General features: G+C 46.7%; 17 protein-coding genes. 10 read left to right on the top strand and 7 right to left on the bottom strand.

Features of this window, described 5'->3' with window-relative positions:
• Positions 1-489 precede the first annotated feature (489 nt).
• On the bottom strand, positions 490-2619 hold the full coding sequence (locus NDI48_00700; GenBank protein ID MEP0829722.1) for a protein kinase: 2130 nt from the start codon (positions 2617-2619) through the stop codon (positions 490-492).
• A gap of 212 nt (positions 2620-2831) precedes the next feature.
• Positions 2832-4796: a serine/threonine protein kinase gene (locus NDI48_00695; protein MEP0829721.1), complete on the bottom strand. Its 1965-nt coding sequence runs from the start codon at positions 4794-4796 to the stop codon at positions 2832-2834.
• A 339-nt stretch (positions 4797-5135) separates the two neighbouring features.
• Here NDI48_00695 and NDI48_00690 point away from each other — a divergent pair, with 339 nt between their 5' ends.
• The 6 genes from NDI48_00690 (at position 5136) to NDI48_00665 (ending at position 12074) form a co-directional block, all read left to right on the top strand.
• A complete protein-coding gene (locus tag NDI48_00690) occupies positions 5136-6659 on the top strand; it encodes a phenylacetate--CoA ligase family protein (GenBank protein MEP0829720.1) in 1524 nt (507 codons plus the stop codon).
• A 38-nt stretch (positions 6660-6697) separates the two neighbouring features.
• Positions 6698-8230, top strand: a complete 1533-nt coding sequence (locus tag NDI48_00685; GenBank protein ID MEP0829719.1) for a phosphomannomutase/phosphoglucomutase — start codon at positions 6698-6700, stop codon at positions 8228-8230.
• A 364-nt stretch (positions 8231-8594) separates the two neighbouring features.
• Entirely contained in the window at positions 8595-9005 is a 411-nt protein-coding gene (locus tag NDI48_00680; protein ID MEP0829718.1) for a hypothetical protein, read from the top strand.
• Between the two features lie 157 nt (positions 9006-9162).
• Positions 9163-10614 (top strand): serine/threonine protein kinase, encoded by a 1452-nt coding sequence (locus NDI48_00675; GenBank protein MEP0829717.1) that lies wholly within the window; start codon positions 9163-9165, stop codon positions 10612-10614.
• Between the two features lie 541 nt (positions 10615-11155).
• The gene (locus tag NDI48_00670) at positions 11156-11398 is read left to right on the top strand and encodes a ChaB family protein (GenBank protein MEP0829716.1); all 243 of its coding nucleotides are present in this window, start codon (positions 11156-11158) and stop codon (positions 11396-11398) included.
• A 304-nt stretch (positions 11399-11702) separates the two neighbouring features.
• Positions 11703-12074 (top strand): response regulator, encoded by a 372-nt coding sequence (locus NDI48_00665; GenBank protein ID MEP0829715.1) that lies wholly within the window; start codon positions 11703-11705, stop codon positions 12072-12074.
• 40 nt (positions 12075-12114) lie between these two features.
• Here the strand turns inward: NDI48_00665 and NDI48_00660 are convergent, their stop codons facing one another.
• Positions 12115-12822: a DUF4230 domain-containing protein gene (locus NDI48_00660; protein MEP0829714.1), complete on the bottom strand. Its 708-nt coding sequence runs from the start codon at positions 12820-12822 to the stop codon at positions 12115-12117.
• 299 nt (positions 12823-13121) lie between these two features.
• Here NDI48_00660 and NDI48_00655 point away from each other — a divergent pair, with 299 nt between their 5' ends.
• Positions 13122-14534: a hypothetical protein gene (locus tag NDI48_00655; GenBank protein MEP0829713.1), complete on the top strand. Its 1413-nt coding sequence runs from the start codon at positions 13122-13124 to the stop codon at positions 14532-14534.
• Between the two features lie 227 nt (positions 14535-14761).
• Here NDI48_00655 and NDI48_00650 read toward each other — a convergent pair whose 3' ends face one another.
• Positions 14762-15145 (bottom strand): DUF4342 domain-containing protein, encoded by a 384-nt coding sequence (locus tag NDI48_00650; GenBank protein MEP0829712.1) that lies wholly within the window; start codon positions 15143-15145, stop codon positions 14762-14764.
• 384 nt (positions 15146-15529) lie between these two features.
• Here NDI48_00650 and NDI48_00645 point away from each other — a divergent pair, with 384 nt between their 5' ends.
• Positions 15530-17065, top strand: coding sequence for a glycoside hydrolase family protein (locus NDI48_00645; protein MEP0829711.1), 1536 nt, complete (start codon positions 15530-15532; stop codon positions 17063-17065).
• A gap of 36 nt (positions 17066-17101) precedes the next feature.
• On the opposite strand, the gene NDI48_00640 is transcribed toward NDI48_00645, so the two are convergent.
• Positions 17102-18271 carry a Gfo/Idh/MocA family oxidoreductase gene (locus NDI48_00640; GenBank protein ID MEP0829710.1) on the bottom strand — a complete coding sequence of 390 codons (1170 nt, stop codon included), beginning with the start codon at positions 18269-18271 and terminating at the stop codon, positions 17102-17104.
• Positions 18272-18551: 280 nt separating this feature from the next.
• Between NDI48_00640 and NDI48_00635 the strand changes: the two genes are divergently transcribed.
• Both NDI48_00635 and NDI48_00630 read left to right on the top strand, forming a co-directional pair.
• Positions 18552-20828 (top strand): DEAD/DEAH box helicase, encoded by a 2277-nt coding sequence (locus tag NDI48_00635; protein MEP0829709.1) that lies wholly within the window; start codon positions 18552-18554, stop codon positions 20826-20828.
• Between the two features lie 252 nt (positions 20829-21080).
• Positions 21081-21713, top strand: coding sequence for a lysozyme inhibitor LprI family protein (locus NDI48_00630; protein MEP0829708.1), 633 nt, complete (start codon positions 21081-21083; stop codon positions 21711-21713).
• 37 nt (positions 21714-21750) lie between these two features.
• On the opposite strand, the gene NDI48_00625 is transcribed toward NDI48_00630, so the two are convergent.
• Together NDI48_00625 and NDI48_00620 are read right to left on the bottom strand one after the other, a co-directional pair.
• On the bottom strand, positions 21751-23091 hold the full coding sequence (locus NDI48_00625) for a TldD/PmbA family protein (GenBank protein ID MEP0829707.1): 1341 nt from the start codon (positions 23089-23091) through the stop codon (positions 21751-21753).
• A 61-nt stretch (positions 23092-23152) separates the two neighbouring features.
• Complete coding sequence (locus NDI48_00620) at positions 23153-24625, bottom strand: TldD/PmbA family protein (GenBank protein ID MEP0829706.1); 1473 nt, start codon at positions 24623-24625, stop codon at positions 23153-23155.
• Positions 24626-24970 lie beyond the last annotated feature (345 nt).

The following is a 24970-nucleotide window of genomic DNA, read 5'->3' as shown; positions in this document are numbered from 1 at the left end:
TAGTCTAGCCAATCCGGGAATTTAAAAAGAGGAAATCTGTCATGACAAAGTCAGCAACCTACTATTATTGCCGTCAATGACAGTTCGGTTCGGTAAGAAATGACTAAACTCTTTGATGCCGAAAAATTGCCAAGCCATTGCCATGAACTCCTCAGTTAAAAAAAATTAACGGCAACATAGAAGTTCATTTAAAAAAACTATTACTTCCTTCAGGGAAAGGGAATAAGCTAATCGGCATTTAAATTGCATTATCGAGGAGGTAAGGCAGAGGGCAGACCGGAGATGAGAGTGAGGACAGAAGGCAGAAGGAATAAGAGTTTTTATCTCATCACCAAGCTATGCAATTTAGATGCATCTCAGCTTAGACCTACTTCGTTGATGAGCAACTCGCTAATCTACCAATACTGATCTGGAAAAAATCCAAAGCGGAGAACTGGAATACAATTGCTGGAACTGAAGCCAAGGGAGGCCAAGGAGCCAATCTTCGGCTCAACTCGGTGATTCAATTGGAGAAGATTCAGGCGTTGCCGAACTCTCAGGTGTGGGTTCAGGGGAAGCCGCATTTTCGACAGTGAGTTCGAGTTGATAATTCATCGACCCAGAGGATTCTGATACGATCACAAACTCATATAGACCCGATTCTGGCAGTTCTCCTGACCAAGTGCGAACGCGCGAATCTTCCAGCAAGGTTGTCTTGCCGCTAGGACTATAAATGGAAAACAACACACTCTTTCCAGTTTCCAGCTTGGCCTCCATCGCCTGACCGGCGGAAAGATTAGCCAGGAAGACTTTGCCTGCTCCGGGTTTCAGGGTGCCGCTGATGGTTTTGCTAACGGCCTCTGGGTCAAACTCAATCCGCTCTAAAGCCTCTTTTGTTTTCAGCGCGGTGAGCGTATCTCCCACCATCGCTTGCCAAATCTGAAAAATGGGTTTGTTGCGAAAAGCCTGATTCTCCTTCTGTTGTGGGAACGCTTGAAAGAACTTTGCATCGACTAGGTCGTAAAGGCTACGGCTACTGACACGTAGATCATTGGCTTCGGCTTTGGCACGAGTGAGGTCAGCCTCTGTATAGCTTCCTAACTGCCGTCGTGCGGTAGCACTTAACTTCAGGTTATCGAGTTGCCGGAGGACATCGGAAGCGATCGCATCCCATTGTGCTCTAGCTTCCGCATCTTCTGACCCATCACCTAAAGTCCGTCCTCGGCGATCGGGATACTGACTCCAATATTCCTCATTCACTAAGCTAGCGTAGTAGTTATAGCGAATATCCAGGGCGACACGACGCTGCTGGAGCGATTCCTTGCGCCGGATCTCTTCCGGGGAAAACGGTGATGATGGTTCCGGTGTCGGTTCAATCGTGGGCGAGACTGAACCCGTCTCGGTGGGTTGCGGTGGAATATTGTCAGATGGCAGTTGGGACTTGATCCACCAATTGCCAGCCAACCAGCCAATCCCACCCGCAACCGGAATCAACACTAGCACCGCCAGAATTTTCCCCCACCAACCTGAGGACGGCTGAGCGGTTGAACTGGGCGATGGTGTTGCAGGCACAATGGGCGCAGAGGAATTGTGAGCAGCCACCACGAGGGGAGGGGCAACCGCCATCGTCGCTTCCGTTGGAAAGGATGGAAGCTGAGTCGGGAGGTACGCCGGGGGTGGGGATGGTGCCGTGAGGGATTGCAGCACTTCGCGTGCACTTTGATAGCGCTCCGTGGGATTGAGTTGAAGCATTTTATCGAGTACACTGCCTAGCTTGGGGCTGAGATTGACTTCCCGCCGCCAGTTCCACGCCAAGGTGTTCGGGTCAATCAACAGTTGCGGTTCCTTCCCTGTGAGCAACACTAATACCGTTACCCCTAAAGCGTAGAAATCACTGTGGGGATAGGCCATTCCCCCTTGCATTTGCTCGTGGGGAGCAAAGCCCACTTTCCCCAAGCGAGTGGCATAGGCGGGTGTACCACCGACCGGGGATGACCCCATCACTTGAGAGGCGACCGATGCCGCAACTTGCTTAACCCCACCAAAGTCAATCAGTACGGGCAACCCATCCGTACTCCGCAGAATTAGATTATCGGGAGAAATATCACGATGAATCACACCCAAGGAGTGGATGTATTCCAAAACGGGTAGGATTTGTAGCAGCAGTTGGGTGACTTCCGCTTCATTAAACCTTACTCTCTGCTGCTTGCGAGTATCGAGTAAGGCGTGGTACGTTTGACCGACCACATAGTCTTGTACTAAAAATAAGCGCCCCTTGTTTCCTTGTTTGACGCGAAACATCTCTCGGAACTTGGGGATTTGGGGATGTTGCAACTTGTAGAGAATACCGGCTTCCCGCTCAAAGAGTTCTTCCGCTTTTTGCAGGGCGTAGGTACCTTGAACTTGGGGCGCAAATTCCTTTAACACACAGGATTCATTAAACCGATTCAAGTCTTCGGCTAAATAGGTGCGTCCAAAGCCGCCATGCCCCAACTCGCGGACAATACGGTAGCGACCCCCCATCACCATCCCGGCCTCAACACCTTGGGCCTCCGGCTGGGTTAGCTTCTGCCCACACAGCCTGCAAAACCGATTTCCACTGGGATTTTCATGTCCTTGAGAGCAATAGAGGGGAGCCATTGAAAATGCCAAACCAATAATTAAGAGTGAAAGGCACAAGCCCGGATTTCCTCAAGCTGAAGCGATTGCGACTCAGCGATTGGGGTTGGAACACCACTGACTTGCATTCTGGCTTTTTGGGATCGGTCAGGCATCAGTTGCTTTTGCCCACGAACCATCCACAACGGACAGAAAACACAAGTTTAGATGATGCCCATTAGATGCACAACAGGTTAATTCTTGCCCGTTTCGAGTTGACTCGCCCGATCCGAGAAGATCGCATACCAAATTTGACCGAATGTCTGTAAGTTCAGTTTCTCACTCCGTTGCTCAGGAAACAGCTGATTAAACGATTTATCTGTTTGCTGACTCAGCTGGGTCATCGTATAACCACCTAATTCACCTCGCTGGGCTTGACGCTGCCAAGTTTGGTAATCCCGTTGAGCATAGCTTCCTAACTGGCGACGAGCCGTCGCACTAAGTTGAGCTTGTTCTAGTTTATCGAGCAAGTCCTCGGCTGTGTTATGCCATGCCTTTCGTAACGCCACATCTTTGGATGTCAGCGTTAGCGTGCGTCCCCGTACTTCTGGATACTTTGTATAAAATACCTCATTGACTAAATTATTAAAATATGCATCAGGAATGCCTAAACCTTGACGGCGACTCAACAGTTGGTTCATCTGGTTTTGCTCCGAGGAACTGGGAGATCCACGGTCGGTTGTATGGTCGGATTCAATGCCCAGAGGATCTGAGCGTACTGAACGAATCATGGAACTCATCACCGCCCAACCCGCCCATCCGGTCACTAAAATTAAGCCGACACCCACCCCCATCTTGAGCAACCACCCGCCCAGCCAGTTGAGAACTTGGGGGGGCTTTGGCATCGGTTGAGGGTTAGGCGGGGCGGCAATGGGGGGGCTGGGGGTAACTGGAATCGGTTTGGGCAGGGCTTTGGGAGCCACGACCAATGTTCGCAGATGGGAGGCGATGGTGTTGAGGGCGAACGGACGAGGAGGGGGAGTGGGGTTGGGAGAGGGAGGGGTGGGGCTGGCTTTGAGGGCAACGATTTGCGTCTGTCTCTGGGAAGTATTGGCATGAGACACGGCTGACGAGGCAAGGGGGAGTTGTGATGGCAGGGCTTGCAGGACTTCATCGGCACTAGAGAAGCGATCGCTCGGTTTATGAGCTAACATTTTCTGCAACACGGCTTGCAGTTGAGAGGACACCTGAATTTCCTGTCCCCAACGCCAATTTCCTTGGTAGATGTCATACAAATCTTGAGGTTCTTTGCCGGTCAGCAACACCAGGGCGGTTACCGCCAAACTGTACAAATCACTGTTAACAAACACTTTACCCTGTCGCAGTTGTTCCTCTGGGGCGTATCCTTTCTTACCCAATCGAGTTTGTAATACCCCAACATTGGTAAAGTTGGAAACAGCCGTTGCCGCTATTTCTTTGACACAGCCAAAGTCAATTAGTACCGGAAGCTGGTCTGAATTTCTGAGGATAATATTATCGGGAGAAATATCTCGATGAAGCACGCCTTTGGCATGAATGTAGGAAAGTACGGGTAGCATTTGGCTCATGAACTGCATGGCTTCTGCCTCACTCAACCGCTTGCCGGATTTGAACAAATCGAAGTAGGTTTGACCTTCCACGTAATCTTGCACCAAGAATAGGCAACCCGTACCGCCTCCAATATCGGCTGCAAACAACTCCCAAAATCTGGGCAATTGCGGGTGTTGAAGCTGATGCAGCACTCCCGCCTCTCGTTCAAATAATTCCTTGGCTTTTTGTAACTCAGAAGCGCCTTGAACTTGAGGAGCAAATTCCTTTAAGACACAGCGATCGCTAAAGCGCTGTAGTGCTTCGGCTAAATAGGTGCGACCAAAACCCCCCTGTCCCAACTGGCTGACGATGCAATAGCGCTTTTCTAGGACTTGCCCAGAACTCAGGGGGAGACGTTGACCGCACTCTTGACAAAAGCGGTGACTGGAGTCGTTTTTGTGACCTTGAGAGCAATAGAGAGGCATCGTACTAAAGGATGGATCAATGCTGTTTCCGAGCGATTGCAACACGGAGCGAACTTCCTGTATCGTAAGCGTAATTTTTAACTTTTCCGCAGTAAGTCCCCCACTATAATCTTTGATGTGAGTGGTAGGATATAAAGCGGTGGAAAGGTATAATTGAAACAACAAATGTTGTACAGGAACGTTCTTCCGGGCTTGTGTGAGTGAAAGGTAGACTTATACGCCATAACATCCACCGTTTTGGGGTTGTCGGAACCTCCACGAAAGCAAAGAACTGGTGCATTCGCATCATAAGTAATACAAAAAACGCCTGCTCGCTTCGCTGCGCTCCTAACGTTGTACCCAGGGACTCTGGGGAATTTAAAACGCCTATGCAGTCGGTCTGTCGGGGAATAAGTCATGAGGCTGTTCTAGATAAGTGGCGCAACGCTCGTAAGAGAAGTAACTAGGAATGCCCTATCGTGAGGTAGGAAGCCAACACTAAATCAAAGATTATAGTGTTGGAGGATGTCACCTCAACCAACTGGGAAGATGCGAGAAGAACAACGTCATCGGGCAGTAACGGCGTTTCAAGCGTTTCTAACCACACCTTTAGAGGAACAACTCCGACGGCATCAAACCACTTCTCCAGAATCGGCTGCCCTGGCGTTGTTTCACGATGTTGTGACTCATGTTCCTGCTTACAGAGCTTTTTTGACACAACAGGGCATCTCCTATAACTCCATCCAGACCTTTGAGGATTTCGCAAACCTTCCCCTCATTAATAAAAATAACTACCATTCGCGTTACCCATTGACCGAATTGTGCCGGAATGGACAACTGGACATGTGCGACATGATTGCGGTTTCCTCCGGTTCCACTGGTAAACCCACATTTTGGCCCCGCTTCCTAACCGACGAACTCCAGATAGCGACGCGCTTTGAACAGATTTTTCACGATAGTTTTCATGCCGACACCCGCCCTACCTTAGCGGTGATTTGCTTTAGCTTAGGAAGCTGGGTTGGGGGGATGTACACCACGAATTGCTGCCGCTACCTGGCAAGTAAAGGTTATCCGGTTACCGTTGTCACTCCTGGTAATAACAAAGACGAAATTTTCCGAGTGGTTCAGGAACTGGGTTTAAGCTTTGAGCAGGTGGTATTGCTAGGTTATCCGCCCTTTCTGAAGGATGTGATTGATACTGGTATTGCTCGCGGGGTGGAGTGGCAACAGTATCAAATAAAGTGGGTAATGGCAGGAGAGGTGTTCAGCGAAGAGTGGCGGAGTTTAGTGGGGGAGCGAGTTGGCTCAACGAATCCCTGTTATGATTCCGCTTCGCTGTATGGAACCGCAGATGCGGGGGTATTGGGGAATGAAACCCCGTTGAGTATTTGCATACGCCGTTTCTTAGCCAAGAATCCCAATGCTGCAAAGAGGCTATTTGGAGAATCGCGATTACCGACGTTGGTTCAGTATGACCCCATGAGTCGCTTCTTTGAAGTGCATGAGGATACGCTGCTGTTTTCGGGAGATAACGGGATTCCCTTGGTGCGTTATCACATTAGTGATCATGGGGGACTGATTGCTTCCGAGGCGATGCTAGAGTTCCTCGCAGAATGGGGATTTGACCCTATAGCAGAGTTGCAAGGAGGCAGGGGGATTCATCCTTTACCCTTTGTCTATGTGTTTGGGCGCTCTAATTTTATCGTTTCTTATTTTGGTGCGAATATCTATCCGGAGAATGTCATGGTTGGGTTAGAGCAACCCGTGATTCGAGAGTGGGTGACGGGGAAATTTGTGTTGCAAGTTAAGGAAGATGCGGATCAGGATCGGTTCTTATCTATCGTGGTGGAGTTAGCGCCGGGAAGTGAAGCGAGTGAACAGAAACGGGATGCGATCGCTTCTTCCATTCTCTCCCAATTTTTGCGCCTTAATAGTGAGTTTGCCAACTATGTTCCTAAGCAGTATCAGTTGCCACAGGTAGAGCTTGCTCCAATGGGTGATCCAGAGTATTTTCCGCTGGGAGTTAAGCATCGCTATACTCGTAGCTAATCAGTATTATTTATCATTGTGTGAGGGAGCGTTTAACAATGAACGATTTCGATTGGAAAAAACTCCAAAATGGTTCAGATATAAGAGGCGTTGCTCTGGAAGGAGTGGCGAATGAACCGGTGAATCTGACTCCCCAAGTCGCTAATATTTTGGGGAAAGCCTTTGTGAAGTGGCTGGAACAAAAAGTCGGGAAACCGGCTTCGGATTTAACAATTTCCGTAGGACGGGATAGTCGATTGTCTGGCCCAGAATTAATGCAAGGGGTGATGGATGGGATTTCTTCTCTCGGTAGCCGTGCTTATGATTTTGCGATGGCGTCTACCCCTGCAATGTTTGTGAGTACAGTCACTTCAGGATTTGATTGTGATGGAGCCATTATGTTAACGGCGAGTCACTTACCTTTTAATCGTAATGGATTAAAGTTTTTTACGGCTCAAGGAGGTTTGGAAAAAAAAGATATTTCAGATATTTTGGCATTGGCGGAAAAAAATGAGTTTGAACAAGCTGTAGAAAAAGGTGCTATTGAACAGCATGATTTTATTTCCGTCTATGCGGATGGATTTGTGAATAAAATTCGTCAAGCGGTTAATCATCCCCAACATTTTGAGCAGCCGCTCCAGGGATTAAAGATTATTGTAGATGCGGGAAATGGAGCAGGGGGTTTTTATGCACAGAAAGTTTTATCGCCGTTAGGAGCTGATACGACGGGGAGTCAATTTTTAGAGCCTGATGGCACATTTCCAAATCATATTCCTAATCCGGAAAATAAAGAGGCGATGGCTTCTATTTGCCAAGCTGTTATTGAGCATCAGGCGGATTTAGGGATTATTTTTGATACGGATGTCGATCGCGGAGCAGCGGTTGATCAATTTGGAAAGGAGCTGAATCGGAATCGATTGATTGCTCTAATTTCTGCAATTGTTTTGCGGGAACATCCCGGTTCTACTATTGTCACAGATTCCATTACGTCGGATGGTTTAACTCAATTCATTGAGACGGAATTAAAGGGGGTGCACCATCGGTTTAAGCGAGGCTATAAAAATGTGATCAATGAGTCGATTCGCTTGAATCAAGAAGGACAGGACTCTTGGCTGGCGATAGAAACATCGGGTCACGGGGCGATGAAGGAAAATTACTTTTTGGATGACGGGGCTTATTTGGTAAGCAAGTTATTAATTGAGTTGGCTCAATCTAAGCTGGAAGGTAAGTCTTTGCCTGATTTGATTGCGACTTTAAAGGAACCTGAGGAAAGTGAAGAATTCCGGCTCAAAATTGACGTGCCTGATTTTAAGGCTTACGGTCATGAGGTGATTGAAAAACTTCAAATCTTTGTCTCGAAACAATCGGATTGGACAGTTGTGCCCAATAATTATGAGGGTATGCGTGTATCCTGCCGTTCATCAGTGGAAGATGGATGGTTTTTGTTGCGCTTATCGCTTCATGACCCGGTGTTGCCTTTAAATATTGAGTCTAATGTTAAAGGGGGGGTTTCTCAAATAGCAACTCGGCTGATAGCTTTTTTCCAGGATTTTGAATCTTTGGATATATCAGCTTTTTTTGTCCAAAGTTAGAGTTCCTGAGCTTGCTCCCCGACTCCCCGACTCCCCTAATCCTCCGTCCTCACTAAAGCTCCGGCACTGCTCCCTCACTGCCAACGGATAGATTATTTTTGGCTGGGTATACGAGGTAATTCCTCTCTAATTGGATACATTGTTGAATCTAAAAAGTTAACATTTTACATACCTTTGGATACAGGCTTCGAGAAAGTTTGTAGCGTTAGCCTTCAATATAGAAGCACTTAAAAATACGTCTCTAATTTTAAACGGACGTAGCTTCTGCACAAGCAGATTTTGCTTGCATACTAACATTCGTTCAGTTTTGAATAAATAACTTCAAAGCTCAGAATGCTTTCACCCTAATCAAGAGGACAGAGCCATGAGCACACACCATAACAAAAAATCACTTCAAAAGGTTTTGACGCTAATCGGCGTTGCTAGCGCTAGCACTTTACTTGCTTTGCCAGCCTTCGCTCAGAGCAATTTAGGAAATACTCAACAAAATCCTTTGGGGACGGGTGGCACTCCAGAAACTCAGGGGAGTCCTATTCCACAACCTCAAGTTCCTCCTGTAGGGACGGGTACAGTTCCCCAAAGTTTGGGGAGTCCTATTTCACAGCCTCAAACTCCTTCTTTAGGAACGGGTACACTTCCCCAAAGTTTGGGGAGTCCTATTTCTCCTATAGGGACGGGTTCGATTTTCCAAAATCCCACGGGGACGGGCACAATTTTTCAATTTCCTGATGGTACGAACCCGACTCAACCGAATACTCAAATTAATGGAATGTAAGGTAGGAGGTTCTATAACGGTTCTCCCTAGGAGCCTCCCAATTGTCTAGGTTCAGCCTTGTAGGGGCGCATAGCCGTGCGCCCCTACAATAGATATTATCGAATCGCAGTAGTACCATTCAGTTAGAGAAACTGGTAAAAGCTAGCGACAAAAAAGCATGAAGGGTCAAGTCTTAGGCGTTCGCTACGAGGTACAGCAGCAACTCGGAAACAATGCTGGGCGTCGGACGCTGCTAGCTCGTGACCTCAAAACTCAGGAATTAGTCGTGGTCAAGCTGCTATCTTTTGGCAGTGACTTTGAATGGGAGCATCTAAAGCTGTTTGAGCGCGAAGCAGAAACCCTCAAAGCCATATCCCATCCTGCCATTCCTCGCTACCTCAACTACTTTGAGCTAGATTCACCCAACGGAAAAGGATTTGCCCTCGTACAGACTTATGTGGAAGGGAAATCGCTCTCAGAACAGCTCAAAGAAGGACGTAGCTTCAGTGAAGCCGAAGTTAAGCAGATAGCCAAAGCTCTTTTAGAAATCCTGATTTACCTGCATGGGCGTCAGCCTCCCGTCATCCACCGCGACATCAAGCCCAGTAATATTTTATTGACAAATCGCTCTGGTAATAGTGTAGGCGTTGTCTACCTGATAGATTTTGGCTCGGTGCAGACTCTTGCTGCTACAGAAGGCGGGACGATTACAGTGGTGGGAACCTATGGGTACATGCCACCGGAGCAATTTGGCTCTCGCACAGTTCCAGCCTCCGACCTCTACAGTTTAGGAGCAACTTTAATTGCCTTGCTAACGGGCACTCATCCAGCTGATTTACCCCACAAGGATGGACGGATTCAATTTGAGCAGGCAGCTAATCTCAGTCCAGCCTTTGCCAACTGGTTGAGGTGGATGACACAACCGAGTTTAGACAAGCACTTGACCTCTGCTGTTGAAGCACTGCAAGCCCTTGAACAGCCGCAGCAAAGGGATGTCGCTCCTTTAGTTGTCAGGCAACCCTCCGATAGCAAAATTTCGCTGACCAAAAATGCGGATTCTCTAGAAATTCTCATCCCCGCAAAGGGACTTAACTTTAATACTGGATTGTGGTTCCTTATTGCGTTCCTCTACTATTTCACTCTAGTAATACTGCTATTCTTAGTATTCTTAGGACTATTCTCACCCTCTATCATGAGCTGGGTACGTGACTCATTAGCCTTATTACCCGAATTACCCGAGTGGATAAAAGGAATAATATCTATTGTCTTTACGTTCTTTGCGCCAGTGTTCCTGTCCGTCAAAACAACGCTTCTTTTCCATGTTGCATTTCTACGAGTCCGGCTCCGTACCAATCAGCAGAAATTTGTCTTAACCTACGATCCGTATAATCGGTGTTTTCCAAACCTGTGTAAGGTTCAGGGGCTAAGACAGGCGATCGCTCATCTAGAATACATCAAGCGCCCCTCTACAAAAGGTCGTCGAGGTAAGCGGAAGTCCCGAATTATTGTTTGGATAGGAGGGACGCAAAGTTTTACACTTGGGGATTACGGTCGTATTAGTGAAGCGGAACTCGACTGGTTAGCTTATGAACTGAGCGATTGGTTAGGAATGCCGATCGCAAGAGAGTAGCGATCGCTCACCAGTGGGAGCATGTCAACGAGAGTAGGTTGGGTTTCGTTCCTCAACCCAACGCCTGGTTTTTCCTGTTGGGTAACGCTTTGGCTCAACCCAACCTACTATTCATGGCTGGCAAAACTGACATGCTCCCATTCTGGTTCCCTCCCCTTGGTAAGGGGAGGGGTTCTTTATATTTTTGCCAAAGGTCTATTCTCAAGTTCGCCCCACAGTCCGCCTTGAACTCAAGTTCAAGGCTCATAGCTCAAGTCCATTAAAATGGACTGAAACTCTTACTCAGTTTTCTTCAGGAGGCTTTAGCTGTGACGCAGGGGTTTGAACCCCTGGCGGGGGATGCGACTGGTGCAAGATGTGTGTTATTCAATATGAACGGATAAATTTCTCGGAATTTTGGTGTTATTTGTAACAAAAAAAATCACACGGCCTCATTCCTCAGATAGAGAACGTAGGAATTTATGACTACCTCCTAGAAAGATGAACTTGCCTTTCTGAATCCCTAGGATAAAGGCAAAGCTGAAATAAAAGGAGTCAATTCATGGCTGAAATTCAAGTCGATAACTTACCAGGAGAAGTCAACGACTTACCAGAAGGTGCTCAAAATATTTTCAAAGCTGCCTTTAAGAGTGCTCAAGAAGACGGTATCAGCACAGAGGGAGCCATCAATGTAGCTTGGAACAGTATCAAGCAAGGTTATGAACAAGGTGGAGATGGCAAGTGGCACAGGAAACCCCAAGATTCCAACACTCACTATAAAGCGGTCACCTCTGGCGGCAACTAACAGCTTGTACTTGTCTGAGGTGCATGTTTATTAACTGTTTTTGAAATGCCCCGATAACTTCATTGTCTAAACCCACCCACGCCTTTGTAGGCTGGGTGGGAAATTTTTATTTTATAAAAAATTATCTGTAAAAATAAAAATTGCTCAGATAAATCTTTCCGGACAATCGAGGTTTTCACTTGAGTCCTTGTTTCTGGGTTAAGGGCGATCGCTCTTTTGAGAATGTGTTAGAAATTTTCGGAATTTCCTTCACTTGAACTGTATTTACCCATTAATCAGTGTAAGTTTCCGAACAGCAGCGATTATGAGTACAGTTCTAGTCGTGGATGATGATTGTGCCCAACAGCAAATTCTCCGCATAATCCTGAGAAAATTGGGATTAAACGTGGTTTTTGCCAGTGATGGCGTCGAAGCTCTTTCTTTGGCGGAACGTCATTGCCCCAAACTTGTTATTTTAGACATCATCCTCCCCCGAATGAATGGCTACGAAGTCTGTCGGAAGCTCAAATGCTCTAAAAAAAATCATAGGCCGGTGGTACTGATGTACTCGAATAAATCAGAAGAATGTGATTTTTACTGGGGCTGCAAGCAAGGTGCTGATGCTTATGTTTCTAAATCTTGCCGGCCCCAAGAACTCATCGATACTGTTAAGTATTTGTTACAAAATGAAGTATGAAGTGTGAAGTTTCAATCCTCAATCTTCAACCTTCAACCCTTTAAAGACAAGTCCCTGTTGGTGGAGACTGTGTTTTGACAACAACCTGTTTATAACCTGCCGTGTTTAACAGTTTTTCGACTACCAGTTGTGCGCGATCATTGGCTTGCGCGAGCAAATTTCCTTTACAAGCTGCCTCTTGAATTTTTTTGAGCGTTTCTTGTTGGGCGAGGGACTGTAACTGAGGTGCGGTGTCTGGCCCTAAACCTAAAAATCCGCGATCATAGTCGTATACGCTAGAACGATTCACATCAATCTTGCTGTCCAAGATCCGGGGGGGCGGTAGTTGTAACTGAATTGTATCGTTGACAATGGTTACATTATTCGCATTTAATTCCTTTAAATCAACCCCAGCCCGTACTTCACCATAAGCAATATAAAGCAGCGTGGTTGCACCGAGCGTATACTGCCCAATTTTCCTCTCTTGACGAGTCGGGACAACCGCCTCCATCGTAAAGACAGCCGTTGTTAACTCACTCGCACCCCGAACTTGACTGACAATGAGGGAACGAACATCGACCTGTGGTTTACTGGGTTCGCCGGTGAAAATCGCATTAATTCCCTCGAAAAAGCGACTTCCCGATCGCCACATCCCAATGCCAAATAGTAATGCAAATATGACCATGCCGCCGGTGGACACTAGCATCAGGTTTCTCACCAGCCAAGACGTGATGTTGATCATCTGACGCTTTTGAAACTGTTCGCGCATGTTATTGCTCCTCTAGCAAGGCTATATTGGCATCCGTAAACAAGTCGCCGTATTCAATAATATGCCTTCCTCAGAAAAACTTGCTGAGTATAGGTTGTCAATCACTCTTTGAGGCGGATACATCCCCAATCCGGATGGAAATCTTGAACCGCTAACCCTTTTTAAAACGGTTACGTCCATTTAAGTGCGATCGCGAAACATCTAGTGACTTCCTTTCGACAGAGAAGCTTGAGTGTATGTCTATGGTAAAAATTCTCTCAAAAGAGTTAGATGACGATTGGGTAACCTGAATGAGTTCAATGTTGGTTAAACAAGCAAAACGTTTATTGATCAGTGGTGTGATACTGGGTGTTGGGCTTTGGGCCATGCCAGGACAAGCCCAAGTCTCCGATGGTCAGGTTAGGGCACTGGTGCAGGCACTCAGAGATGCCGCCCAGCAACGCGCTCCTGGAAATAATGGCTTGGTGAGTGAGTGGCAAATCCTACCGCAAAACATCCCCCGTTGGTCTAGACGCTGTACGGGACAAGCCCTGACATCCGCCCAATTTGAGGCCAGTACCGGCAAAGCCCGTGAGATTTTGGTGTGTGTGATGCGCGATGTGCTTCGCGATGAGTACAAAGCCAGTGGCAACAGTGAAACCCTAGCCGTGCGACGTGCTGCTTCTTGGTGGATGACGGGCAACCCCAATCGCTACAACAGTGACACAACTGCTGCTTACACGCAGAATGTTTTGAGTTTTTACCAAAAGCAGCGTACCAATTCACAAGCGGCTCAGCCTTCTCCTGTGCCCAAACCCCCAACCGTGGGGCAAGTGGCGCGTCCCACCCCTCAGCCTTCCCCTAAACCCTCCACTAGAGCGTCGTCATCCTCTACCCTCGTTTCCAATGCCCAAGTGGGCAGGCTTGTGGAAGCCCTACGACTTGCCGCACAGCAACGTGCGCCTGGGAATAATGGGCTGGTGAGTGAGTGGCAAATTTTACCAGAAAATATTCCCCGTTGGTCTAAACAATGTCACACTCAAGAACTGACACCCTCGCAATTTGAGGGCAGTCCTTTGACGGCGCGTGCCATTCTGGTGTGCGTGATGCGCGATATATACAACGAGCAGTACAAAGCGAGTGGCAACAATGAGTCTTTAGCCGTGCGGCGTACTGCGGCTTGGTGGCTGACGGGTGATGCCAATCAATACAACACTGGCTCCACGGCTCCCTACACTCAGAACGTTCTAGCGTTCTACCAGCCGTCCTCCAGTTCACAAGCGCAGTCGCCTGCCACTCCTGTCCAACCTACCGCCACTCCCTCTGCGGCGGCTCAGGTTTCCAATGCCCAAGTTGCGAGACTGGTGGAAGCGCTACGACAGGCAGCTCCCGAAACGGATAAAGCGGACGACGACCTCTACAGTGCTTGGCAAGTTAAAGCGGAAAATATTCCCCTTTGGTCTCAACAATGTATCGGCAAAGAACTGACACCCATACAGTTTCAGGATAGTCCGGTGACGGCACGTTCAATTCTGGTGTGTGTGATGCGCGATATATTCAGTGAGCAGTATAAAGCGAGTAATAATGATGAGTCTCTGGCGGTGCAACGTGCCGCTTCTTGGTGGATGACCAGCGACCCCAGTCAATATAATAGTGGTGCGATCGCTACCTACTCTCAAAGAGTTTTAAACTTGTACCGGGAGCCTACTTTTAAGTTCTTCTCGCATATCTAATTATCAAGCTTTACCCCCTGAAAAAACCTGCCCTAGCGGGGGCAGGCTCTCTTCTCAGGGTGGAAAGATGAAGTATAAAGGATGAAAAATTTTCAACTTTATCCTTCAAGGCTTTGTCATATTGAGTCTGTTTGCATGGAACCCTATTTTTTTAACGCTCCAGAGCGCAGAGGGGGACGCTGAGATTTTTGCATAATTCCGATGCCAATGGAATTGATATCACGCCATTATTCGACTTTCTCAATGACGACTTTCAGCCGAGCAACCAGTGCCCCAATGGCTCCAACAGCAGCTACTATAGGAAATAGGGTTGCTGCGATCACGCCACCGACGACTCCAACGGTTAGAGGAATTTCAATCAGTGTACGTTCCTCTTCATTTTTGATCGTGATTCGACGAATGTTACCTTGATGAATCAGTTCCCTAACCTTGGCAACGAGGTCATCACCGCTGATACTAAGTTCTTCGACACGAACTTTTTCCTCTGTACCAACTCCTGTAGAATCGATAGTTGTTTCCACTTCAACGGTTGTCACTGTTTCAGCGCCAGTTGTTGTCTTAATTTCAAGCCACTCGACTTTTTCTTCAGGACGATCTACTGGTTCGTTCATTGTCAGATTCTCCGTAGAGGGTAAAAGATTTAATAGCCTCTCTATGTATAGGATTACCTTGAGGGAAAGCAAAAGGCTTCCTGCAATAGGAGGATCTAATCCGGTGAGATGGGCAAGTGTTGATTGGGCATTGCCACCCGTCCTTCTCGGCACAGCTCTAATCTCAGCCTAATGCCTACCTACACCGTAATCAATCACTCCTCTAAAATAGGGAAAGATCAGCGCGTCGAGTTGATTTCTAAAGTAAATCTTAAGTCTGTCGGGGGTATTAACGCCAGATAACACGCTTGCTCAAGGCGGTAAGTTACAGCACAGGACGTTGATCCATTTACATTAAAATCTCAGACATACTCAATTCCATTCGCCATAAATTAGCAGGTTTTTATGAAGATTTCCCCAAATTGTTTAACCCTCATTAAGAAATGGGAGGGATTCCATTTAGACGCTTACTCAGACCCTGTGGGTATCGCAACAATTGGGTATGGAACGAGACGATACCCGAATGGGCAGAAGGTTCACCTGGGTGACAAAATTACGGAACAGGAAGCTGAAGCTTTTCTAAAATTTGAATGTGATAAAGTCGCTGAAGAAGTATCGGCCTTAGTGAGTGATGTTTCACTGAATCAGAATCAATTTGATGCGATTGTATCGTTTTCTTATAACGTCGGCACTGGGGCATTTGCAGATAGTACCCTGTTGAAAAAACTCAAAGCCAATGACTTCTCCGGTGCTGCCAATGAGTTTGAGCGTTGGGTGAAAGGGACAAAAAACGGTGTACAGACGAAACTTTCTGGCCTCGTGGATCGCAGAAAAAGTGAGCGATCGCTGTTTGAAAAAGCAGATGAACAAGGAACTCCGATTGAGGTGGAAGACTCTCCCCAAGATCAGGTGAAATGGCTGGAAGGATATCGAGATGGGGAGAAAAATGTCATCGTGGCCTGGGGAGATTCTGAAGTTGTTGAAATCCTCACTCTGGAAAGTTTCCTCAAAGACGATTTAATTACCCTATTGCAGCAATATAGGAATGCGAAAGAGTTTCGCTTTGCACCGGCAGATAAGGCCATTCCTAAGGGGAAACCGATTTCAGTTTCTGGAAAGGGAGAGGCAATTATCAAGGTCAAGAATCCCCCAAAACTCAATCGTATTTTAGTACGCGGTAGTGAAGGCGATGATGTTAAAGAATTGCAAAAGCGGCTCAATGATTTGGGGTATAACGGCGGGAAAGTGGATGGTGCGTTTGGCAATAAAACCGAAGAAGCGATGAAATCTTTTCAAGCGGATTACTTTGGTTTAGCAGAAGCCGATGGCAGGGTTGGCCCTCGTACCTGGGAGAAGTTGTGGGGAGATGTGGCTTCTCCTAAACCAGCTTCTACTAAATCCGTTTCTCCTAAATCAACTGCGACTGAACCCGCGCCTACTTCACCTACTTCAGGTAAAAATTATCTGCGACTAAGTAAGACTCAGAGTAAAGACCCCTATGGATGTTATAAATTAAAGCTGGAGTATTTCAAAGATGGGCAATTAAAGGATGAACTAGAGGTTTGCTCCGGTTCTCCTTCCAGACAATTCTTCCGCAAAGGGAACCAAAGTGTTGCCGGTTCATACGAGCCAATCCCTGAAGGAAAATGGTACATTGGCGATATTTCCTGGGCTGGGGGTGCCAATAAGTATGATGGCCCCATTCATCAAAGTGGGATTGGTCCAGTCACTGTTCCTGTGCGTTATGTTGAGCCTGGTAAAACTCAACGTAGTGGGATTGAAATTCATATTGATTGGAACCGACAATCGAGTGCAGGGACGGCTGGATGTGTTGGAATTTATACAACCGCCGACTACAAGCGATTTGTCAGTTGGTTACGTGAAACCGATCCCCGCGATTTGTTTGTGGATTGGGGTTTAGGGACTTGTCCTGCTGTGTGAGTGCAAATCCGCTTTGATCGGCTTCCTCAGGGGTTATCACATGACAAACAAGCCACTCGCCAGAAACGCATCCAAACTCGGCACTTTCACCCAACTCCCCGTGTCATGAGATTGATGGGTTAAATCCATTAATAGCTGCGAGTACACCCCTTCTCGGAGTGAGGGGGTGATCGCTTGACGGGCATCAATGCCCGCTACCCACTGGTTAACGACTCGGATAAAGGGTGCCAGACGCCCATCGCTGTAGTCTTGAGGAAACGCGAGGCGATCGGGAATTTCAACATCAGTCAAAGGTTCACCGGCGGGCGCGGCTTTGAGATGAAAGCCGTGGACGTAATCTTTCTGATTGTCGCTGCCTAAGATTAAAGTACCGCGATCGCCATAAACTTCAACAAAGTGCCCTCGTCCCTGATACGTCACGGAACTAATGCACAGTTGACAGGGTGTTCCATCTTCCAACTCCAGCAGGAGGAGACAGGTATCATCGGCATCTACGCGCTTGAGTTTACCACCATCACTAGGATCGGGGCGTTCTGGAATTGCCGTACTCAGTTGGGCACACAACCGCCGCACAGGGCCAAATAACCAACTAATGTAATCGAAAGCGTGAGAACCGACAGCGCCCAATGCGCCTCCCCCCTGAGCTTTTTGAGCATACCAGTTCCAAGGACGTGAGGCATCGGCACGGCTGGACACCAACCAATCAATTTTAATCAGGCGTTTCTGTCCGACATAACCCTCGGCTAGATATTCGGCAAACCGTTGCCACGCGGGAACAAAGCGAAATTCAAAATCCATCATGGCAACAACACCCTCACCAGAGGCGAGTTGGTAAAGTTCCCGCGCTTGGGTTGCTGTCAGCGTTGTGGGTTTTTCCAGCAATAAATGCTTCTTCGCTTGCAGGACTTTCTTCGCCATTTCATAATGCAGGAACGGCGGGGTTGAGATACTGACGGCTGAAACCGAGGGTAAGGCTAGGATATCTTCAAGGCGATCGCAAGCATGGGGAATGTTGTGGGATTGTGCGATCGCTTTTGCCTGTTCCAGTTCGCGGTGATACACGGCAACAACTTGAGTGCGGGCGTGTTCCTGAAAACCTGGAATGTGGATTTTTTGCCCAAATCCAGTACCGACAACCGCGACACCAATGGTTGGTGTTTGTGGGGTTGCATTTGGATCAGGCAATTGGGCGGGTGAGGAGGACATAATCGTTTAATCTCAAAAATCCGATTGTGAAGGGGTAACAATAAAATTTGTTTGGGTATGTTGAGGGTGTGTCTTGTCAGTCTATTTTTAACAAACCACAGAGGCACGGAGGGCACAGAGGGAAGAATAGAGAGGTTGAGTTTTGAGTCTTCACAGGAGTTTGGGGACAGATTGTAGAGTGCAGAACTATTAAATCAATCAAGGGGTACTTTCCACAAGCTCTTTGATTTCTATTTCGAGATGACTGACAAGGATAATCCAATTTAAAATCTAAAATCCTATGACTGAACAGCCGTTTGACAGGCTTGCCCCCTTTATCCAAGATTACATTTACACTCACGGCTGGACTGAATTACGACAAGTTCAGATTGAAGCCTGTCGCGTGATTTTCGATACCGAGGCTCACCTCTTGATTGCTGCGGGTACTGCCTCCGGGAAAACAGAAGCGGCTTTTCTTCCGGTTTTAACTCTACTGCACCAAAACCCATCAGCAACTGTGGGAGTCCTTTATATTGGCCCGATTAAAGCATTAATCAACAACCAATTTGAACGCCTCAACGACTTACTTAAAGAAGCTGATATTCCGGTTTGGGCTTGGCACGGTGATGTTGCCCAAAGCCGCAAGCAAAAGTTACTGAAAAATCCTCAAGGCGTGCTGCAAATTACGCCAGAATCTCTGGAAAGTTTATTGCTGAATAAAAATGCCGAACTCAGCCGTTTGTTTGGGGATTTGCGGTTTGTAATTATCGATGAAATTCACGCTTTTATGGGTTCTGAACGCGGTTGCCAGATTCTCTGCCAACTGACACGCCTATCCCGATTCATGCAACAGCCACCGCGTCGGATTGGTTTATCGGCAACGCTGGGCGATTACGCACTGGCTGAAGAATGGTTGCAATCGGGGACTAAAACTCCCGTAATTACACCTGAAATTCAGAGTGGGCAACGGCAAGTACGTCTAGCTGTAGAACACTTTTACCTACCTGACAAAGATAACTCAGCCATCAGCCCTCCCCAACTTGGGCGGCAAGAAGAAGGTAAGAAAAGTCCGGTTCCCCCCTTGCTAACCGGAGCTTTAGTGAGGAGGGCTAGGGGGGTAAGTCCAATCAATCCCTACTACCGCTACCTCTTCGATATCAGTAAATCCAGCAAGTGCCTCATCTTCGTCAACAATCGTACCCAAGCCGAATCTGCGATCGCAAACCTGCGACAGATTGCCCAAGCAGAAAGTTATCCCGATATTTATCACGTCCATCACGGGAGCATCGCATCCTCACTCCGAGAAACGGCTGAGGATGCGATGCAAGGTAATGCCCCAGCCGTCACCGCCGCCACTGTTACCCTAGAACTCGGTATTGATATCGGACAATTAGAACGAGTCATCCAACTAGATGCCCCGCTTTCCGTCGCCAGTTTCTTGCAGCGATTGGGACGTACCGGCAGACGAGGCACCCCGGCGGATATGCGCTTCATTTGCACAGAAGATGAACCCTTAGGGGAGGAATGGCTACCCGAACAAATTCCCTGGCAACTCTTGCAGTGCATTGCCATCATTCAACTGTATGCCGAAGAACGTTGGATTGAGCCGATACAACCAATTCAATGCCCTTTCAGTTTGCTTTATCACCAGACGATGAGTATCTTGGCGTCGATGGGGGAACTCTCATCGGCTGCCCTTGCCCAAAAAGTTTTAACTCTACCTCCCTTTGCGGCAATCTCCCAAGATGATTTTCGACAGCTACTACGATATCTCATCGATATTGACCATATTCAACTGACAGAAAAAGGAGGATTGCTAGTTGGTTTAACCGGAGAAAAAATTGTCCGAAATTTTCACTTTTATGCTGTTTTTCCCTACAACATGGAATATAGTGTTCGAGACGAATCCCAAGAAATCGGCAGTATTGTTATACCCCCCATACCGGGAAATCGATTTGCTCTAGCCGGTAGAACGTGGGAAGTATTAGAGATTGATTTAAAAAGAAAAACAGCATTTGTCAAGCAAGTGGAGGGAATTGCCCGTAGTTCCTGGCGCGGGGGCGGCGGCACCATTCATACGAAAATTCTCCAACGGATGAGACGTATTTTAGTTGAAAATATTGAGTATCCTTACCTGCAACCCCAAGCTCAAGAGAGATTAAAAGCGGCTCGAAATCTGGCTCGAAGCGCTCAATTAGAACAAGATAATATCATCCTCCTCGAAGGAAATACCTGCTGTATTTTTCCCTGGATGGGAACAGTTGCCTACCGCACGTTGGAACGATTTTTCAATTTTTTCGTCAGATATACTCTGGATATCCGCAGTATTGGAGGAGTCTCTCCCTACTTTTTGACCCTAAAATTAGGTAAAAGTAGCCTGGAACAACTCAGAGATGAAGTTAAATCATTTTGTAAAAAAGACTTGACAGGTTATGACTTAGTCAGTTCTGAGGAATGTCCTCGGTTACAAAAATACGATGAATTTATTCCCAATAACTTACTGCGCCAAGCCTTTATTTGTGATTCTCTCGATGTAGCCGAACTTCGAGAAATCATTAAAAGTTGGGAGCTGGGATGATTTAAAAAGCATTCTCAATCCTTCGTCCTCCTCTTACTTTTCTCCTTATTTTTACTCTGTGCCTCTGTGTTCTCTGTGGTTTTTAAACATTAGATTTATATATTTGCCCAATCTAATGCAATGTAAAATAATCGGCTCACTCAACCAAATACCTAAATGAAAAAATTATCAATTATTGTACCTAATTTAAGCCCTAAAAACCTGTCACAAGGGTTGAGTTCCCTTGCTAGTTTGAGCTTACTCTTGACTTCCATGAGTCCACTCTTAGCTAAAGCTGAAAATTTAGCACATACCCAAACCACACCCCAACTTCTAACCCAAGCCCCTAATTGTAACAATCCCCAAACTCAATCTGAAATGAATGCTTGTGAGGGATTACGTTGGCAAAAAGCAGATCGAGAGTTAAACCGAGTTTATCAATTAGTAATTTCCAAATTAGCAGGAGCAAGAGGTACAAAGTTAGTCAATGCCCAACAATCATGGGTTAAATTTCGAGATAGTGAATGCGATTTTTCGGGCAGTTTTGCCGAAGGCGGTACTATGCAACCGGGATTAGTTGCCGCCTGCCGTGCTAACATCACGCAGCAGAGAATAGCCGATCTAAATTCTTATCGTCAAGCCAAAATGCCAAGAGCTGTTGGCAACAATTACCGCGACTCAGATTATAAACTCAATCAAACTTACCAACGCTTAAAACAACGCTTATCCAACTCTCGTCAGAAAAAATTAGAAAAAGCAGAATCAACTTGGATAAAATTCCGAGATTCTGGGTGTGAATTTGAAGCCGTTAGCGCTGGTAATGTAAGTAAAAATACTTGTCTAGTTCGTACAACGGAACAGAGAATCAAACAGTTAGAAATACACCTCGAAACCAGTGATCTCTAATGGTAGGGTGCGTTATTAACGCACCCTATCGATTAACTTACTCTCCCGTAATGGAAAGTTCTTCAACCCAAACTCTTGGACAAATACCTCCTGGAGTCAATTCGGCCTCTTTCTCCAGAAAAATGATCGACTTTAAAACATCAAGAAAGTCTCCAGCAACAGTTGCAGACTCAATACTGATGCGTTCTCCCTGATTAACCATCCAACCATCAAAGGGCAGAGAGAAAGAACCTTGTAAGGCTTTCACTCCGGCATGAAGTGCCTGTAAATCATCAATGAAAATTACATTTTCCGCTGTTTCCAGGCTATATTCTTGCTCAGCCGCCACTCCAGAATAAACATGGTAAAAATGTGGACTAACGGTTACTTTAGCGCCAATATTTCCATGCCCCGTGGGATTTTGGTTCATCCGTTTCGCTGTACCGACGCTGTGCAGAAAATGACTCAGGACACCATTACGAATTAGCTCCACGCGGCGAGTTGGTGTACCTTCTCCATCAAACAAGGTTGATGCTACGTTATCAGGATGCCGCGCATCATCAGCCACACACAGGAAAGGCGAGGCAATTTCTGTCCCCAAAGAGTCGGGAGTAGAAAGACTTTGCTTATCCAGAATATTTTGAGCATTGAAAAGATTGGAAAAAGCCCCCAGCAAGCTCAAAAATGCCTCCGGCGAGAAGACGACTCGATATTTGCCTGACTTGACTTTTTCGTAATTTAAATGACTAATAGTTTTTTCGGCTGCTTCTTTCAAGCAACCCTGAACATCAAGGTCATTTAAACTATGGCTGATTCTAAACGCGCCACCACTACGAGGCTTTTTCCCTTCTTCTTCCGTCTTACTATAAAGATAGAGCGAGGCATAGGAACGAGCTTCTGTTCGCAGGGCGTCTTCGCTGTTCAGATAAAAGCGCTCCAAATCTCTTTGAGACATGCCGTTGTAAGGCACACCTTTAATTGCTGGATGAGCGTTCAGCAGTTCTTTTTCGGCTTGGATGAGGTTGTCAATTAATTGTGAGACGGGAGCCTGTGCTGTTTTTCCATTAGAGCTATCCTCAATCGGAACAGAGGCTTCAGGGCTAAAATCAGGCACATGTTCTTTTACCCCAAAAAAACTAGCTTCATAAGCTGTTTTTAAAGCTAATTCAAGTCCTTCGGAATTTACGTCTGTCGTGCTGGTAACTCCGACGGTATTCTCTTCATTCCAGACACGAACAATGACACTCGAACGATTAGAGGCTTTAACTTGTTTTGGCTCTCCGCCCTCGACTTGAACACTGGTTTCATCGACCGTTGAGCCATAGATATCAAATTTCTTGATACCTAATTTACTAGCACTATCTTTGGCTTGAGTTGCAATATCGTCAATCTTGGGCATAGTCAATTTTAGAGGTTGGATTTTGGATGATTTGATTTGAAATTTGGGAAATCCAAAATTGTTAACGTCCCCCGACAGTAATCGAATCAACCTTGATATGGGGCTGTCCTACCGTTACGTAAATACTGCCACTCACAGAACCACAGAAGCCAGCCGCTAATCCCAAGTCTTGAGAACACATAGAAATTTTATGCATAATTTCCGTGGCTTCTCCAATGAGAATGGCACCCTTTAGCGGTTTGGTAATCTTACCGTTTTCAATGAGGTAGGCTTCATCTACACCAAAGTTAAATTGCCCTGTCGCGCCTACACTACCACCGCCCATTTTCTTGCAGTAGATGCCTTTATCAATGGAGGCGAATAAGTCTTCGTTAGTGTAGTTTCCTGGCGCAATGTAGGTATTACGCATCCGAGAAGCGGCGGCAAACGTATAGTTCTGGCGACGCCCACTGCCTGTTCTGGGATGTCCAGTCCGTACAGAACCGGCGCGATCAGCGATAAAGTTTTTGAGAATGCCGTTTTCTATTAATAGAGTCCTTTGGGCCGGCATTCCTTCATCGTCCATGTCAATGGTGCCAAAGGCACTTTCAGAGCGTCCTTCATCCCAGGCGGTTAAGCTTTCATGAGCAATTTTTTCGCCTTTTTTATCAGCAAAGGGCGTGGTTTTTTTCTCAATTTGTGTGGTTTCTAGTAAGTGTCCGCAGGCTTCATGGAAAATTACCCCACCAAATTGATTGGCCATGATAATGGGATAAGTCCCGGATTCGACATAATCCGCATAGAGCATTTTCCCCGCGGATTCAGCGACATCTTCAGCCGTAGACTTATAGTCCCACGAGCGCAAAAATCCAGGGTCACTGGTATTGCCAGCACGTTGATTAATTGATGAGCGATTTGCACCATCCGCACACAACAAGCTATATCCTACCGATTGCGTCAGGCGAATATCACGGGCGAAGGTGCCATCACTGGAGGCGATTAACACTTCTTGCCAGTCGCGGAAATAGGTAGCGCGTCTCGATTGAACGTGACTGGCTTTGAGATTAAGCTGCTGGTTAGCATCTAAAAGCACTTCACCCATTTCGCGCATGGAGCTACATTGAGAAAGCCACGTATCTTTGCCTCTTTTGGTGGCGTAATCTCTGAGCAATTCCAGGTTAATTTCTGGGATATGGGCGTTCGGTGCCGGGAGTTGGAGTCCCTGAATGGAAAGGGCTTTTTCGAGGGCAGCTTTTAGGCCGGAAAAGGATAGATCGTTCGTGCTAACATAGCAATCCGCATGACCCCGAAACACTCTCACGCCAGCGCCTGTGGAGAGGCGGGGTGAGATGCTGGTGATGATATCATCTTCGGCTAAACAACTGATGTAGTTGACCCGCTCTAAGAAAAACTCCACAAAGTCAGCCCCAGCGGCACGTCCGACGCCCAAAAGCGTTGCCAGGGGGGCTTCCCAGCTTTCATCGAAGCGATTGGGTGTAGAAGTGTAGTGCAGGGTGGGGAGTTCTTTCGTCAACAGCAGGGGACTTGGATGCATGAGGAACCTCTTTTCGGTGCGATCGCGGTTTTTGTCAAGCAAGGGACTGGAAGGACTGGGGATATAGCTACAACCCAGAGTTTTAGTGTAGACACATTGACCCAAACTCTTGGGTTCCCACTCCCTATTCATCAATCCCCATTCTTCGTAAACTAATATTTACAATTATTTTCTAGTTTAACAAATCTCTGAGAGCTACCTCGACCAAGACGTTTATTTTTTCCTTAAAATCTTGTAATCATTAACACTTATTGTCTCTGAAATTATCTTGCTTAAGAACTATAAAATATTTCCCAAAAGCAGCCTTTCAATTTTAATTCCATACAGTCGAACTTCCATCCCTAA

This window comes from Microcoleus sp. AS-A8 (genome assembly GCA_039962225.1).
Lineage (GTDB): Bacteria > Cyanobacteriota > Cyanobacteriia > Cyanobacteriales > Coleofasciculaceae > Allocoleopsis.
The sequence above is the reverse complement of the archived record's forward strand: the minus strand, read 5'-3'. Positions and strand labels throughout refer to the sequence as shown.